The organism is Lactobacillus bombicola, from assembly GCF_900112665.1.
Lineage (GTDB): Bacteria > Bacillota > Bacilli > Lactobacillales > Lactobacillaceae > Lactobacillus > Lactobacillus bombicola.
Map to the genome: position 1 here is coordinate 197,793 of NZ_FOMN01000002.1, position 16,402 is coordinate 214,194.

Below are 16,402 nucleotides of genomic sequence, written 5' to 3' on the forward strand. Positions count from 1 at the left end.
AAGATTAGACAATTTCTAAAAAATTTTTAGTAGTACCTCTTATTTTGCGGTAAAAAAAGCGAACACGCAATTCCTACAAAAGCTAAGCAAGTTAGCAAAATAAATGCTGCATGAAATCCATTAGCAAGTGCCACTGTCTTATTAGTTGAGCTATTAGCAGTAAGTGATACTATTAGCATAGCAATTGCTGTCCCAAATGAACCCCCAATTTGACGTAAGGTAGAAGCAGCAGCATTAGCATGTGCTGTCAAATTTGGTTTCACTAGATTAATTCCAGCAGTAAAAGTATTCATCATCGTAAATGAAATTCCTATCATCCTGATTGCATAACATATACTAATATTTAATAGATTAGTTTGAGCATTGAAAAAAAGCATTGGTAGGGTTCCTAAAATAAGCATTGTGAAACCAAATAATGAAATTTTTTTAACTCCTAATTTATCATATAAACTACCAGCAATAGGATTGCAAATCATCATTATAATTGCTCCTGGCATAAGAACCAATCCAGAAGTTAAGGCACTTTCAGCTCGTATGGTTTGCAAATATAGTGGCAATAAGAGTTCCACGGCTACCATTGCAATATTGCTACATGTACTTAACAAGCTACATAGATCGAATTGCCAATTTTTAAACACTCGAACATCTAATAATGGCTGCACTAAATTTAATTGACGATGGACAAATAAAGCAAGTATAACTATGCCTAAGCCGAATAATACTAATAATATTGGTGTAACCTTACCAGTATTACCAACCTCTGAGAGAGTATACAGTGTCAACCCAAATCCAATTATTGATTCAACAAAAGAAACAAAATCCGTTGCTCTACTTTTTGGAATGGTAATATTTTTCACTACCGAAATTGCCGCAACCATGACTAGTAGGCTAGCAATACTTAATGTCAAAAACAACATACGCCAACTAAAATATTTTAGAATCAAACCAGAAATGGTTGGACCAATTGCTGGACCAAACCCAATTACTAAACCCGTAATTCCCATTGCCATTCCGCGTTGCTCTTTAGGAAACAAAAGTAAAATTACATTTTGCGTAAATGGCATTAAACTACCAGCGGCTACCGCCTCAATCAAACGTCCCAACAATAAACATTCAAAGTTTGGAGCTGTTAAACAAATTAACGAACCAATTAAAAAAATTGACATCATTGTTAAATAATTACTTTTCAATTGAAATGATTCAAAAATCCAAGCAGAAATAGGTATCATTAGACCAACAACTAACAAATATGCAGTAGTTAACCACTGAGCTGTTGTTTGACTAACATTTAATGAATTCATGATTGTAGGTATTGCATTATTAAGGAAGGTTTCAGCTAATAATGCTACAAATGAACCAAATAAAAGCACAATCATCATTGAATTACGACTACTTTTTGATATTTTTTTAAAATTTTGTTCCATAATTTCCTCTTTAGTGTAGCAAACTATACTTTTGACAAATAATTATTTTAAATTATTTATGATAACATCTAATATAGCAACCAGCTTATTTCTCTCACTTTCAGTTAGATGCGCGCTGATTTTATGATTAACTTCATTCATTACAGCATATATTTTATCAATTTGTGCCCGCATTAGGTCCCTTCCCTTGAGGGTTAAATTCAAAGTCACCTGCCGATGATCACTGGCTAAAAAACCGGTTTGAACCAATCCAGCATTTTCTAAGCGTCTAACAACACTACGAATAGTTGGATGACTTAACACAAACTTGTCAGCTAATTCTTTTTGAATTATAGGTTCATTATCTGCCTCATAAAGAACAACTAAAATCATACTTTGGACACCAGTAAGACGATAATTACCAAATATACTACTCATTTGATTATTAAGCTCGCGTTCAATTAAGGTATTTGCAACTTTAATCTTTGACCCAATTTCTTTTTTCATTTTTACCTCACAAATGTGTAGTTTACTATATATTTTATAAAAAGCAATAGTAGCAGTAAATTTTTTAATAACCTTACTACGATTTAGCTTAAAGTGATTTTCTTTCCCGTTCATACTTTTGTAGCGCATCTAAAACCCTAGGCCAATAATGTTTAGGTAAAATCAACTGTAACTTATTATTATAGATGGGGAAATCTGTTTTTTTCATTCCAGTAATTTGAGCTAAATCTTCATCTGATAAGTTAAATTCACTAGCTATGCGCTTAATTTCAACAGAGGCATGACCACGAAACCATGACAAAATGAAAAAAATAATTGCAAAAAAACTAGCTACTAAAATTGAAAGAGATACTTTCCAGTTAAAAGAATGCTGAGCAATAAAAAAAACAGCAATAAAGGCAATTAAAGCAGAAATCAAACCATAAACTATAGGGAAAATTGATTGTTTTTTCATTTTGATCCTTTCTACTTTTTACTCAAAAAAATTCTATTTATCGATTGCATTATCATTTACACTTGTATCAGCGCTACTTTGAGATTTATTATCTTCTTCACTCGAAATAACTGAATGATAGATTTGATAATTAGTAAATGGATTGGGATCTTTCCATTTAATATTATTATTTTGTTCATTCATGGTGTTCAATCGCGTTTCATCATTATCCAATACTTCTTTTGTCAGATTTAAGTTAGTACGTAGTTTATTGGAAGCTTTTTGCAGTTCACTGGTTGGAGCCACTTGAATTGATGAACCATTTATCCAAGCATCATGACCTTGAATATAATTACTATCAAGATTTTGGGAACAATTGCGATAATTTAAGGCCAACGCTAGCATGTCATTAAAGGTCAGATTAGTTTTCACATATTTGGTAAAAATTTTGACTAGTTTGCGATAATTGGCTACAGAGTCTACTGAAATTGCTTTATTAACGACGGCCGTAATTACTTGCCGTTGCCGCATTTGCCGGCCATAATCTCCCCGCGGATCATCATGCCGCATCCGCACATAAGCTACCGCATGACGACCATTCAAATGCTGCTTACCTTTATGAAAATCACACCAATCATAAGAAAACTTAAAGGGTACGTTAACATCTACCCCACCAACTGCATTCACTAGATTTTTAAGCGCCTGCATGTTGACTTCCACATAATAATAAATAGGGACATTCAGAAGTGCTGATACCGTACGCATTGAAGCGGAGCTTCCCCCAACACCATAAGCAGAATTTACCCGAAAAATATTATATTTATCACCAGGATCGCCTAAAATATTGGCTAATGTATCACGCGGAATTGAGGTCATCGTTGCCTTACTCTTATCTGGATTAGCTGTTGCCAAGATTAAAGTATCTGAATTACCCCGATCATGGCGGCCTTCAATACCTTGATCAACTCCCAGAATTAAAATTGAAATTGGTTGCTTATTTGCAATCCGCGCTGAAGTAGCAAAATCACCATTTTCGCCATCAATTGCACTATGCAAGGTAAAATACATATGCGCAGCCCATGCTAGACTGCAACAAATCCCAAAAACCACAATAATACCACAAATTCTAGCAAATACATTACCTTTGTTGGTCACTTTAGGTTTAGCAAAAACTTGATTACGATAAAGATTCGTAGACGCTCTCCTTCTACGATAGTCTTCTCTACGTTTTGAATTTGGATTCATTACTTTTATTTAATCCCTTCATTATTTATCCATGTTTATTTGTATCACTTTCAAAGTTGAATTAGAATATTAACAAATATAATTAATAATATCTTATTTTTTGCTTTTTGGCATAATTATTATCAAACATATATAAAGGAGAAATTTTAATGACCATTCCGAAAAGAAAAGATGTACCTGTCAATCTTACTTGGGACTTAACCCGCGTTTATCAATCCGATAATGCTTGGGAGGATGCATATAATCAGATAAAAAAAGAAATATCTACTTTAAACGATGTACAAGTTAATTTTACTAATTCCGGTCATAATCTTTATGCTGGTTTAACTAAAATATTACTAGTCCAGCGCCAACTAGAAAAAATCTATGTTTACGCTACAATGTCAAGTGATGTTGATACAACTAACGCACATTACTTAAATTACGTTGCTCGTGCTCAAGCGATTGCCAGTGACTTTGCAGCTGCAACTGCCTTCATTAATCCCGCAATTTTAAATCTTTCTCAAGAAAAGCTGACTGCATTCAAGCAAGAGGAGCCACGCCTTAGCGAATACGACCACTTATTAGAACAAATCGCCCAACTTAAGCCACATACACTAACTTTTGAAGAAGAAAAGCTTATTGCCGCTGCCGGTGATGCACTAGAAACTTCTGAAAACACCTATAATGTATTAACTAATTCTGATCTGGAATATGGTTATGTCGAGAATGAGCAGCAAGAAATGGTACAACTATCTGATGGACTATACTCTGTTCTAATTCAATCCCAAAACCGTGCTGTTCGCCAAGGTGCCTTTGAATCAATGTACACTACTTATGAGCAATTTCAAAATTCACTGGCCTCAACCCTTGCAGGAGTTGTTAAAAAGCATAACTATATTGCTAAGGTTCATCATTATGATTCTGCTCAAAAAAGTGCGTTAGCTGAGAATAATATACCTTCAGTTGTTTATGACACTCTAATTAAAGCCGTGGACAAGCATCTAGATTTATTGCACCGCTACGTTAACTTACGTAAAAAAATCCTTAACCTTGATGATTTACAAATGTGGGATATGTATGTACCTTTAACGGGTAAACCTTCCCTGACATATACTTTTGAGCAAGCTAAAGCTGAGGCTAAAAAGGCCTTAATCCCTCTGGGCAATGATTATTTACGTCAAGTAGACTATCTATTTAATAATCGCGTTATTGATGTGGTTGAATCGCAACATAAGACTACGGGAGCTTATTCAGGTGGGTCTTATGATACTGACGCATATGAGCTTTTAAATTGGGCCGATAATGTCGACTCTCTTTATACATTAGTTCATGAAACCGGACATTCGGTTCACAGTATGTTTACAAGACAAAATCAACCCTACGTCTATGGTGATTATCCCATTTTTGTCGCAGAAATTGCTTCAACCACTAATGAAAATATTTTGACTGAGTACTTTCTTCAAAATATTACCGATCCTTTGACGCGAGCCTTCGTACTTAATTACTATCTTGATTCATTCAAAGGTACACTGTACCGGCAGACGCAATTTGCTGAATTTGAGCAATACATTCATCAAATGGATGCCCAGGGTGAACCATTAACTGCTGATTTTCTTAATAGCGCCTATGGTAAACTTAACCAGCGCTACTATGGCAATGCAGTTGAAGTTGGTAGCGCTATTGATAAAGAATGGGCTCGTATACCACACTTCTACTATAATTTTTATGTCTATCAATATGCAACCGGATTTGCAGCAGCTACTGCTTTGGCCAATAAGATTGTTTATGGCACAGTGCAACAAAAAGAAGCTTATATCAATTTTTTGAAATCAGGTTCTAGTAATTACCCCGTAGCAATTATGCAAGCTGCAGGTGTTGATATGACTAAGCCTGATTATTTAGAAGAAGCCTTTGCTACCTTTGCTAAACGACTTGAAGAATTTGAAACTATTGTGAATAATAATTTTAAATAATATTTATATAAAAAGCACTTTCGTTAGAAAGTGCTTTTTAGTTATCGCCTTCTTATGATTAAATATATTCTTGCCAAAAGCGCCAAGCTAGTACCTGATACAATTTACATCCTAATAAGTAATCCTTTATTTTAATAAATTCGTTGGGCTGATGATCAGTTTTACCTTCCGCTGGCCCTAAAATAATTACAGGAAAATTGCCAGCTTGAATATATTCAGAGGCATCAGTCGCACCTGTTCCTGCTGTAAATTCGCAGTCTTTACCAAATTCTTGCTGAACGACTTCTTGCGCTAATCTGGCTAATTGACTATTAGATTGATCTGGTAGGGGTACTTCAGGATAACTGTAACGAATTGAAAGCTTTGCTCCTTGAGAATTTAATTTTGCAATTATCTGTTCTAACTCACCACAAATTTGATCATTCGGATATTTCGGAGTTGTCCGAATATTACCAGAAAGCCAAGCTTGATCTGGCACAGAATTAATTTGATTACCACCCTGAATCTGACTAATCACATGTGTCAAAGAACCTAAAATAGGATCTTTTTCTTGGTGACTATCCATTAAAGATTGCGCCTGTTGTGCAAACTGAATTAGTGGCATAATAGCATTTTTACCTTCTTGTGGGATAGAGGAATGTACGCATTTTCCACTTGAAGACACATAATAATCGATTATCCCTTTATGTGTTACTCGAATATTAAAATTGGATGGCTCACCAATAATAAGTCCGTCCAAGTCTTGAACATAACCTTTCTTGGTTAGTTGCGCAGCCCCATATTCACCAGTTTCCTCACCAACTGAAGCCAAAAGACGAATTCGACCAGGTAACTTTTTGCCACTCTCAAGTAAGTCAAGCATTGATACAATCATCGCAGCTAATCCAGATTTCATATCGCTGGCTCCACGACCATAAATTTTTCCATCATAAAGCGTTGGTGTAAACGGTGGAAATTGCCAATTGATTTGATTCCCAGCATCTACAACATCTTCATGACCAGAAAAGCCTAATAACGGTCCCTTATTGCCTAGTGTAACAACTAAATTATCCCGACCAGGTTTATAAGTAATACGCTCAATTTGGACTGGGTAATTAGCAAATAAAGCTGCTATATAGTCTGCCACTAAGCTTTCATGATCGTTCGCCGAATCAATTGCTAATAAATCAGTCAAAATCTTTATTGCCCGCTTCTCATCCACAATTTGTGCCCTCTTACGTTTCTAATACCTTCGCCAAAAAGTCTTGAGCCCTTTGTGTTTTTGGGTGTGAGAAAAATGCTTCTGGTTTCGCTTTTTCTTGGATATAGCCATCAGCCATGAACCAAATTTCATCAGCAACGTTTTTGGCAAATCCCATCTCATGCGTTACAACAACCATCGTCATTCCTTTTTGTGCTAAATCCTGCATTACTTTAAGAACTTCACCAACCATTTCAGGATCAAGTGCAGACGTAGGTTCATCAAATAACATTACTTCTGGTCCCATTGCTAAGGCCCGCGCAATAGCAACTCGCTGTTGTTGCCCTCCAGAAAGACTGGCTGGAAAAGTATCAGCCTTATCTTCCAGTCCTACTTGTTTTAAGAGCTCAATTCCCGTTGCTGTAGCCTCTTTATCACTAACATGCTTAACTTTCATCGGAGCTAACTTAATATTTTCAATAATATTCATATGGGGAAATAAATTAAACTGTTGAAAAACCATACCCATTTTTTCACGTAAAGTATCAAGTTGATTTTCACTTAAAGCTGTTAATTCTTTGTTTTTAAATAAAACTTTCCCCGCAGTTGGCTGATCCAACAAGTTAATACAACGTAAAAAGGTACTTTTACCAGCACCAGATGGTCCAACTAAACAAATAACCTGACCATCCCGAACCTCAGCATTAATATCCTTTAAAATGTCATTTTGACCAAACGATTTTTTTAAATGTTCAACTTTAATCACTGTCTCATTAGTCATGTTTCATTTTCCTTTCAAATACTTTCATTAAGCTGGATAAACTAAAAGTAATAATAAAGTATAAAATCATCGTGATGACTAAGGGCATAACACCTCGATAAGTATCCGCTTGAACAATTCGCGATTGGTAAATTAAATCCTTAACTCCAATGACCGATACAATTGAACTTTCTTTAATAAGGGAAACAAATTCATTACCAAGTGCTGGCCAAATATTTTTCATTGCTTGAGGCATAATCACATAACGCATTGTTGCTGAGCGAGAAAGCCCTAATGAACGTGAAGCCTCTGTTTGTCCTTTGGCAATTGAACTAACCCCCGAACGAATTACTTCAGCCACATAAGCAGCTGAATTAAGAGCAACAGCAATAATTCCTGATAATAGTGCTGGAATATTAATAATTAGCCCTAACCCAAAATAAATAAAAAGCAACTGTACCATTAATGGCGTTCCCCGGACAAATTCAATATAGGCCTTAGCAATTGTATGAGCAAATTGATTATGGCTTAACCGCATTAGCGCTAAGATTGCACCAAGTAAGAAGCCAAAGAAAACCGAAATTGCTGAAATGAATAAAGTATACCCCACACCAGCTATAAAGAAATCCTTATATGCCCACATTGAATTAGAGGCCTTAGCAGCCTTTTGGTTTTTACCATTGGTCAAATATTTACCAGCTTTAGGTAAATAAACCTGATTAATCAGGTCTTTTTGTTTAATTTCTGCTATCGACTTATTAGCTGCATTTACTAAGCTCTTTGCCCCTTTATGAAAAGCAATTGCTGAGCCAGCTGAATCAACCTTAAAGCCTGATGGAATAGCAGTAATACCAGAGGTATTCTTTGCAAAAGCACCGGCAGTAGCCGTATCAACAGCAACAGCATCAAACTTTTTGGTTTGCAAACCTAAAATCAAATCACTATCTTTATCCATTGTTTTTAATGTAACTTTTTTAGCCTGCTCTTTAATAAGCGTGGCCTGTAAACTACCGGTTTGTGCACCAATTGCCTTGCCGGCAAATGAGTGATAATCATGATATTTATTCTTGTCGGAAGTTCTGATTAAAAGATCCTGACCACTTTTGTAATATGCATGACTGAAATCTACACTTTGTGCCCGTTTTGGCGTTGCATCCATACCGGAAATAACCATATCAATTTTGCCAGTTTCTAATGCTACCAGTAATGAATCAAAGTCCATTGTCCGGACAACCAGCTTAACACCTAAATCGTGCGCCACCTTTTTTCCGATTTCAACATCGATTCCCTCGACTTTCGACTTGCCATTAATATTTTTGACAAATTCATATGGAGGAAAATCAGGACTAGTCCCCATTATCAGTTCGCCTTTTTGTTTAACTTTTTGTAAATAATTATCTGTCACCTTGGGTGCTGTTTTACTAGCAGCACCAACATTTTGCGGGATTATGGTTAGTAGTATCATTAACAATAGAATACTTTCAAGCCATTTCCATGCTTTTTTCATTGTTTTCCCTCCATGTATGTAATAAAAATAATTATAATAATCAAAAAATAAAAGTACAACGACTAATTCAAAATTCGGCATAGATAGCAGTCATCCAAAGAACCCATCACAAAAAATATAATAATTTAATTATATTATTTTAGTTAATTGATAACAAAAATAAATAAACATAATTATAATTTAATTTATTTTATAGAATTATAATTTAATTTTCAATATTTTAGTACGTCTCCTAAATTTGATTATAATAAAAACTCCGAAGTTAAGACATCTTCGGGGTTTTTATCAATTTTTACAATAGTAATCTTTTTCAAAATTAAACAAAGCCCAGCAACAGGTAAAAACAATTAATTATAAATGAGATGCACCTGAAACAGTATCCGTGCCACCAGCTTTAAGTTGGTTTTCCTTAGTTACAGGATAAGGCTTGATTCTTTCAGGGTCTGTATTTGATTTTAGATTATCAGCCGTATAATTAATATTAGTGATTTTAGCATGCCGAATGTCAGCAATAGTTTTACAACCCGTCAATTGCATATCAATCAAAAGTTCCTTATTTAATTGCTCAATTACTGATTGCACCCCTTTAGCTCCACCTAGAGCCAAACCATAAAGATATGGTCGCCCAATTCCGACTAAATCTGCTCCTAGTGCTAATGCTTTAAAAACATGAGAACCACGGCGAACACCCGAGTCAAAAACAATTGGTACACGATGGTCAACCGCCTTAGCAATTTCAGGTAGCATATCAATCGTTGCTGGTCCACCATCAATTTCACGACCGCCATGGTTGGTAACAACAATTCCATCAGCACCAGCTCCTATTGCTAAATAGGCATCTTCAGCACAAACAACTCCCTTAACGAAGACTGGCAACCCGGACATTTCCTTAATCCGCTTAATATCTTCAGGACCTATCTTTTGAGCAGAAGAGGCATACATTTGAGCAACAGTTTGCCCCTCTCCTTTTGTACCTTGATAGCGAGTGAAAAAGTCAAGGGGAACTGGAAAGGCGAATTGTGTACGTAGATTAGCTTCACGAAAGCCAGAAACTAGCGCATCTACAGTTAAAAAGATACCTTGGTAGCCTGCTTTTTTAATTGCATCAAAGACCATTTGATTAAAATTCCAATCTTTACTTAAATAAAGTTGGAAAAAGCGTGGCGCCTCAGGAGCGGCTGCAGAAATGTCTTCTACACTCTTATTAGCATAGGTACTCGAACTAAACAATGCTCCTGCTGCGGCTGCTCCTTTTTGAGTAGCCACTTCCGCATCTTGATGTGCAATTCCATGACATGCAATCGGTGAAATCATTATTGGTGTCTTCAACTTCATTCCCATAAAATCGGTATCAAGCTGCGGATCTGCCATATTAGTCAAAGCGCGCGGAACAATCTGAAAATGATTAAAAGCAACGGTATTATTTCGCCATGTCCATTCATTTTCTGAACCTGATGCAATATAGTAATATGCGCCCTCCGGCATTACTTTTTTGGCCCGTTCCTCAAGTTCATCAAGGTTAATCATCTTTATATATTCATCACGATCACTTTGGGGAAAATCATTATAATAAACTGTCATAAAAAAAACTCCTTTATACGTATAACTATCTAAATACTATTATACATGAAAGAGCTTTCTTGAGTTAGTGAAATAAAATAAAATTAGCTTTAATAATGGTCTTATCATTGCTTATTTTTTCACAATATAGGTAATTAATAATAACATCGCTACTTTAAATCACAAATTATGTCTAAACATATTAATAAAGTAAATTATTAAGTAAATAGCTACTTCAATTACAGCAATAAAAAAGGTTACTGGTAAATTAGTAATAAAACCCAGATATAACCCTAGCCAGACTCCAATCAGGGCAAAGAAGACTGACCAAGCAATCATACTGGGAACAGTTTTACCAAGGTAATTGGCTGTGGCTGGTGGTAAAGTCAATAAAATGAACACCAAGAGCGAACCAACTATTTGTGCACCAATAGAAACAGACATGGCTAAAGCTACTAAAAATACTAAGCTAACTATTCCAGTTTTTATGCCGTGTGCGACTGCACCAATATGGTCAAAGGAATCAAAATTTAACGATTTTTGCATTCCAAAGATTAACATTAGAACAATTACTGATAATATAATCAGTTGCAAAACTCCTTGCTTATCAACACCAATAATACTACCAAATAAAATGTTAGTCGCATAATTGCTATTACTACCAGAAATCGCTAAAAATAAAACACCTAAGCCAATAAACAAAGCAGAAATTGCACTAATTGATGATTCTTTTTGCTCACTTCGCAGCGATAATTCACCCACACTAATTGATCCAAGCAAGGTAAACAATAACATTCCCCAAAGTGGACTTATTCCCAGCCAAACTGCAAAAGCTGCTCCAGCAAAGCCAATTTCTGATAGCGTATGGGCCAGAAAACTAAAATTACGTGAAACAACATAAACGCCTACCGTACCACAAGTTATTGCAATAAAAGTACTCGCTAAAAAAGCATTGCGCATAAAGTCAAATGCAAACATTATTCATACGCCTCCTCAAATTGGCTCATTCTACCTTGCTCGATTTGGCGATTATTTAAGTAAAGGTAATTTTGCATATATTTACGGGCCAATGGGACATCATGCGTCACAAATAAAACAGTTATCTTATGCTTTTCATTAAGATGCTTAATTAGTTGCATTAATTCATCTTTAGCTAAAGGATCCAGACTAGCTGTTGCTTCATCTAAAATAATCATATTAGGGTTGTCTAGAAGCGCTTGGGCTAAATAAGCCCGTTGCTTTTGACCACCAGATGCCTCGCCCATTCTTGTATGGCGAATTTTGTATAAATTCGTCTCTTCTAGTTGCTTTTTAATAGCAGACTTAGTTTTCTTGGTTTTAAAAATGGCAGAATTTAAACCAACAAAAGCTTCAATTGATAGCGGATACTCTGCATCAATATTACGAAATTGCGGTACATACCCTAAACGAACCGTCTTTGCAAACGTAAAACTACCAGATGTAGGTACTAACATATTCATTAAAATATTGATTAAAGTTGTTTTTCCTGTCCCATTTGGACCTAAGAGTGCAGTCATAGAACCCTGTTTCAGTTTAAAACTTAAATCCGAAAAAATCGTCTTTTTATCAAATTTCATAGATAAATGACTTACTTCCAAAATATCAGCCAATTTGCACTCCTTACTTAATTATTTAAAATTACCAACTTTAACAAATTGATTTAAACCAATTGGATAATATTTACTACTTTGTATTTTTACTGCACCACCATATGTGCGCAAATCAATTCCACGAAGTAATTTTCCAACCTTAACACGATAACCATTACTATCATAAACAAAGGCATTATGGGTTAAATGTCTTAAACTACCCTCAACATTGCTAGCAACAACATACTTGTTAAGATCAATTTGTAAAAATTTCCGCCCTTTAATAATCTTATCACCATAAATTGTCAACTTAACGCCAGCTTTTTTCAAGGGCTCAGTTGTTGCCAGCCCATTACCATCATAAATTAGGGCATCATGCAACAAAATCTTGGTACCAACTGGTTTAGGTAATACTTTATCAGTTGAATTATTATCTGTATCATTATTATCATTAGGAGTCTGTCCAGTGTTATTATTGCCATTGTCGCTAGGAGCGTTGCCAGCCCCACTATTGCTGCTACCAGTTCCAGTATTGGCGTCTGTATCGTCTAACTGGTCATAATAATATTTAATTAAATCAAAGAAACTATCCATTGAATAGCCCCACTTAGCAAAATAGCCATCAGGATCACCATGATCTGTTCCCCCCAAGAACTTAGATACGGCACTATGTGACCATACTGTTCCATTGCCATCATGGACTGCATTAGTTGGCGTAATATTATACCTATGCATTATTTGTGCTACATAAATTGCATCATTATTTATGCTCTTAGCAAAATCATTAATATTATTTTCTTGACATAATTCTACTTGAAAGAAGCGATTATTAGCATTAGGCCCTGCTCCCCAAACGCCATAATTAGGTGTCATCATCTGAATTACCCCATTATGATCAACAAAAGCATGAACATATGAGTACATATTCATCCATTCACGATTGAAATAAATTGCTTCATCATGAGCACTTGCATTAGGCGTCGCAGTTTCATGAATTACCACCCCTTCTGGCTTACCCTTACGATAATAGAGGGGATTATCAGCATAAAAGCAGTTATACGGTATACCTTCTTGCTGCAACATTTTATAAAGATAAGTCAAACCACTATATGTATTCTGCTTAGCTAGATCATTGATTTTATCAGCTTTAACAGTAATTGGCCTGACCATGGTTTCTACGCTACCAACAATTAGCCCTGTTGCTAAAGCTAAAACTGCAATAATTTTTTTCATTTTCTTTTTCCTCGTATAACTATTGCTTAGCAATTTTAGCTAAGCTTTGATAATTATCCGTCATCCAATCAAGATAAGTAGTTTTAACTGGAATGGTTTCTCGTACTTTTAAAACGGGAATTTTTTCCTTTTGTGCTAAGCGCACAAAGTTATTTACTGTTGTACTAGACGTTTGTGAGTTAACTACAAAGAAAGCAATTTTGTGTTTCTTAATACCGGCAGTCATTTGTTGAACAGTTGCTGGACTAGGATCAGTATTATTTTGAATTGCTTTTTCAAAATCTTGATTTGCTATTTTAAAATTACCAGCTTGGAGTGCATAATCAAATACTGGTTCACTGACGTAGACAGGCTTCGAATGATGTTGCTCAAGTTGATTAACATTTTGTTGAATATCTTTGATTTTAGCCAAGTATGCTTGCCCCTTTTTGCGATAATAACTTGCATGCGTAGGATCTTTCTTACTTAATCGCTGAACTAAATCATCGACATATTTTTTGGGCATTGCCAAATCAAACCAGATATGCGGATTAGCCCCTTTCTTTAATCCTAATAGTTCTTCACCGACTAGAACCGGCTTTTTATCAACTGAAGAAGCTAGCTTATTCATCCAACTATCATATCCTAAACCGTTTGCGACTATTATATCTGCACTTGCCAATTTCTTAGCATCATTTGTTGTTGGTTCAAAGTCATGCGGATCGGAATTCGGATTTTTAATAATCGCTTCTGCCGTACCGTATTTACCAACTACATTTTTGGCAATATCTGCATAAACATTAGTTGTGGTTACAATTGTCATTTTGGTATTTTTCTTTGGCGTTTGCGTACAAGCAGTCAAAGTTAATACTATAAGCCCTAGCAAAGTGGTTAAAGTAAATAATTTTTTAAATTTAAATAAATTCATTATTATTGTCGTTCCTTTTTATAATATTTTTAAATAACGCGACCAGCAAATCTAACAAAATTTAATAGCCACTTACTTTTAATAACTATTATACACTAAAAATGCGCCACTATTTAAGTGACGCATTTTAAACATATGTTACATCTTATTAACTAATATTACTTATTAATTGGCTTCTTCCACAATCCTAAAATCACACCTGCGACAATTGAGCCAATGATTGTGGCTACAAAGTAAAGTAAAATATGGTTAGCTAGCGGTGATACCCATAAACCACCGTGAGGTGCTGGCACACCAATCCGCCAAAAACCAACTAAAGCTCCACCTACTGCTGACCCAACAATACATGAAGGAATAACATGCTTAGCATCAGCTGCAGCAAAAGGAATTGCTCCTTCAGTAATAAATGAGAAACCTAAAATCCAGTTAGTAATACCTGCACGACGTTCATCTTCAGTAAACTTATTCTTAAAGAAAGTAGTCCCGATAGCTGTCGCAAAAGCGGGTACCATTCCACCGACCATTACAGCAGCCATCATCACTGCTGCAACTGTTGAATGAGGATCATTAGCAAAAGCACCAGATGCAAATACATAAGCTGCTTTATTGAAAGGTCCACCCATATCGATTGACATCATCGCTGCTAAAATAGTTGTTAGTACTACTAAATTACCTGTCCCCATTTGATTTAGGAAATTAGTAATTGCAAAGTTAATTGAACTAAAAATTGGATTAACAATGTAGTACATGATAAGCGCAATCAATAGCAACCCTAGAATTGGGTAAATTAGCATTGGCTTCATACCTTCTAGAGATTTAGGCAGCTTGGCACACAGTTTCTTTAGGCCAACTACTAAATATCCAGCAATAAATCCGGAGGCAAGTCCACCCAAAAATCCAGCTGGTGATTTTGCATTAGTTACTACATTCGCCACATATGCTCCACCATATGCACCACTATAAACTGTTGCCATAAATCCACCAACAAATCCCGGCATTAAAGCAGGTAAGTCACCGATTGATTCAGCGATATAACCCGACAAGATTGGTACCATAAAGGCAAAGGCCATATTACCAGCATTATTCAAAAAGATGAAGGCTGGCGATTTTGGTCCACCAGCATAGTTTTCGATAATGAATGAAATAGCCATCAATATACCGCCGCCAATGACAAATGGTAGCATATGAGAAACGCCGTTCATCAAGTTCTTATATACTGAACCCCAGAAGCTTTGCTTAGTGTTATCTTCTTCAGCTGATACTTGACCATCAGAATGATAAACGCTGGCTTTATCATTTAAAATATTATCAATCATTTCATCTGGTTTATTAATACCATCAACAACAGGACGATTAACTAAAGGCTTACCATCAAAGCGGGGCATATCAACTTTTTTATCAGAAGCAATCACTACACCCTTGGCACGACTGATTTCAGCTGCAGTTAACTTATCTTTAACTCCTTCAGAACCATTAGTCTCAATCCGTACCTCAACACCACGCTTTTTACCAGCTTTAATTAAAGCTTCTTGAGCCATGTATGTGTGCGCGATACCATTGATACATGCCGTAACACCAACGATTAAAGGCTGATCAGTATCACTAGCTGGTTTTTCATTTTCAGCTTTCTTAGCCGCATCGGTTTTTTCTTCCGCTTCTTCGAATAAAGCAATAACTTCTTCAGGTGTCTTGGCCTTCTTCAAAGCACTTACTAAATCTGGATTAATTAGTAAACTTGATAATTTGGCTAAAGCTTCAAGATGGGTATTGTCAGCGCCAGCAGGGGCAGCAATCATAAAGAAGAGGTAAACTGGTTGACCATCAAGTGAATTGTAGTCAATTCCTTGCTCACTTTTAGCAAAAAGTACGCGTGCCTTATTAATTGACTCATTACGAGCATGTGGCATTGCAATTCCGTCACCAATTCCAGTAGTTGATTCATTTTCTCGTGCCCAAATTGACGCAATAAAATCAGCTTCATTATTAACAATTCCAGTTTCAACTTCCAAATCAGCCATTTCTTGAATAGCATCTTCTTTGTTAGTCGCCTTCAGTGACATAATCACTGATTCTGGAGCTAAAATATCTCTTATTTTCATTTC

The 16,402-nt window shown here is 35.7% G+C and carries 14 protein-coding genes; 1 reads left to right on the forward strand and 13 read right to left on the reverse strand.

What is annotated here, in order from left to right:
• Positions 1-26: 26 nt before the first annotated feature.
• From BM203_RS02525 to BM203_RS02540, 4 genes are all read right to left on the reverse strand, one after another.
• Entirely contained in the window at positions 27-1,424 is a 1,398-nt protein-coding gene (locus BM203_RS02525) for an MDR family MFS transporter (protein ID WP_090092510.1), read from the reverse strand.
• A gap of 42 nt (positions 1,425-1,466) precedes the next feature.
• Positions 1,467-1,910: a MarR family winged helix-turn-helix transcriptional regulator gene (locus tag BM203_RS02530; RefSeq protein ID WP_122059464.1), complete on the reverse strand. Its 444-nt coding sequence runs from the start codon at positions 1,908-1,910 to the stop codon at positions 1,467-1,469.
• Between the two features lie 88 nt (positions 1,911-1,998).
• The gene (locus BM203_RS02535; RefSeq protein ID WP_090092513.1) at positions 1,999-2,364 is read right to left on the reverse strand and encodes a hypothetical protein; all 366 of its coding nucleotides are present in this window, start codon (positions 2,362-2,364) and stop codon (positions 1,999-2,001) included.
• A gap of 33 nt (positions 2,365-2,397) precedes the next feature.
• Positions 2,398-3,588 (reverse strand): LCP family glycopolymer transferase, encoded by a 1,191-nt coding sequence (locus tag BM203_RS02540; RefSeq protein ID WP_090092514.1) that lies wholly within the window; start codon positions 3,586-3,588, stop codon positions 2,398-2,400.
• Positions 3,589-3,737: 149 nt separating this feature from the next.
• On the opposite strand from BM203_RS02540, the gene pepF reads away from it, so the two are divergent.
• Complete coding sequence (pepF, locus tag BM203_RS02545; protein WP_090092515.1) at positions 3,738-5,543, forward strand: oligoendopeptidase F; 1,806 nt, start codon at positions 3,738-3,740, stop codon at positions 5,541-5,543.
• 58 nt (positions 5,544-5,601) lie between these two features.
• Here the strand turns inward: pepF and BM203_RS02550 are convergent, their stop codons facing one another.
• The 9 genes from BM203_RS02550 to BM203_RS02590 form a co-directional block, all read right to left on the reverse strand.
• A complete protein-coding gene (locus BM203_RS02550; RefSeq protein ID WP_090092516.1) occupies positions 5,602-6,744 on the reverse strand; it encodes an ArgE/DapE family deacylase in 1,143 nt (380 codons plus the stop codon).
• 13 nt (positions 6,745-6,757) lie between these two features.
• A complete protein-coding gene (locus BM203_RS02555; protein ID WP_090092517.1) occupies positions 6,758-7,504 on the reverse strand; it encodes an amino acid ABC transporter ATP-binding protein in 747 nt (248 codons plus the stop codon).
• Positions 7,497-8,990: an ABC transporter substrate-binding protein/permease gene (locus tag BM203_RS02560; RefSeq protein WP_090092518.1), complete on the reverse strand. Its 1,494-nt coding sequence runs from the start codon at positions 8,988-8,990 to the stop codon at positions 7,497-7,499. Before BM203_RS02560 ends, BM203_RS02555 begins: the two co-directional genes overlap by 8 nt.
• Positions 8,991-9,341: 351 nt before the next feature.
• Positions 9,342-10,571: a lactate oxidase gene (locus tag BM203_RS02565; RefSeq protein ID WP_090092519.1), complete on the reverse strand. Its 1,230-nt coding sequence runs from the start codon at positions 10,569-10,571 to the stop codon at positions 9,342-9,344.
• Between the two features lie 159 nt (positions 10,572-10,730).
• Complete coding sequence (locus BM203_RS02570) at positions 10,731-11,528, reverse strand: metal ABC transporter permease (protein ID WP_090092520.1); 798 nt, start codon at positions 11,526-11,528, stop codon at positions 10,731-10,733.
• Positions 11,528-12,148 (reverse strand): metal ABC transporter ATP-binding protein, encoded by a 621-nt coding sequence (locus BM203_RS02575; RefSeq protein ID WP_090092680.1) that lies wholly within the window; start codon positions 12,146-12,148, stop codon positions 11,528-11,530. The genes BM203_RS02570 and BM203_RS02575 overlap by 1 nt, the downstream gene beginning before the upstream one ends.
• 51 nt (positions 12,149-12,199) lie before the next feature.
• Positions 12,200-13,393, reverse strand: a complete 1,194-nt coding sequence (locus tag BM203_RS02580; protein WP_090092521.1) for an SLAP domain-containing protein — start codon at positions 13,391-13,393, stop codon at positions 12,200-12,202.
• Between the two features lie 19 nt (positions 13,394-13,412).
• On the reverse strand, positions 13,413-14,300 hold the full coding sequence (locus BM203_RS02585; protein ID WP_090092522.1) for a metal ABC transporter solute-binding protein, Zn/Mn family: 888 nt from the start codon (positions 14,298-14,300) through the stop codon (positions 13,413-13,415).
• A gap of 158 nt (positions 14,301-14,458) precedes the next feature.
• Positions 14,459-16,399: a PTS fructose transporter subunit IIABC gene (locus BM203_RS02590; RefSeq protein ID WP_090092523.1), complete on the reverse strand. Its 1,941-nt coding sequence runs from the start codon at positions 16,397-16,399 to the stop codon at positions 14,459-14,461.
• Positions 16,400-16,402: the final 3 nt, after the last annotated feature.

Coding starts and splice junctions, on each gene's coding strand:
- BM203_RS02535 (WP_090092513.1), bottom strand. CDS start 2,364: ATGAAAAAACAATCAATTTTCCCTATAGTTTATGGTTTGATTTCTGCT.
- pepF (WP_090092515.1), top strand. CDS start 3,738: ATGACCATTCCGAAAAGAAAAGATGTACCTGTCAATCTTACTTGGGAC.
- BM203_RS02580 (WP_090092521.1), bottom strand. CDS start 13,393: ATGAAAAAAATTATTGCAGTTTTAGCTTTAGCAACAGGGCTAATTGTT.
- BM203_RS02590 (WP_090092523.1), bottom strand. CDS start 16,399: ATGAAAATAAGAGATATTTTAGCTCCAGAATCAGTGATTATGTCACTG.
- BM203_RS02585 (WP_090092522.1), bottom strand. CDS start 14,300: ATGAATTTATTTAAATTTAAAAAATTATTTACTTTAACCACTTTGCTA.
- BM203_RS02540 (WP_090092514.1), bottom strand. CDS start 3,588: ATGAATCCAAATTCAAAACGTAGAGAAGACTATCGTAGAAGGAGAGCG.
- BM203_RS02565 (WP_090092519.1), bottom strand. CDS start 10,571: ATGACAGTTTATTATAATGATTTTCCCCAAAGTGATCGTGATGAATAT.
- BM203_RS02575 (WP_090092680.1), bottom strand. CDS start 12,148: ATGAAATTTGATAAAAAGACGATTTTTTCGGATTTAAGTTTTAAACTG.
- BM203_RS02560 (WP_090092518.1), bottom strand. CDS start 8,990: ATGAAAAAAGCATGGAAATGGCTTGAAAGTATTCTATTGTTAATGATA.
- BM203_RS02570 (WP_090092520.1), bottom strand. CDS start 11,528: ATGTTTGCATTTGACTTTATGCGCAATGCTTTTTTAGCGAGTACTTTT.
- BM203_RS02525 (WP_090092510.1), bottom strand. CDS start 1,424: ATGGAACAAAATTTTAAAAAAATATCAAAAAGTAGTCGTAATTCAATG.
- BM203_RS02555 (WP_090092517.1), bottom strand. CDS start 7,504: ATGACTAATGAGACAGTGATTAAAGTTGAACATTTAAAAAAATCGTTT.
- BM203_RS02530 (WP_122059464.1), bottom strand. CDS start 1,910: ATGAAAAAAGAAATTGGGTCAAAGATTAAAGTTGCAAATACCTTAATT.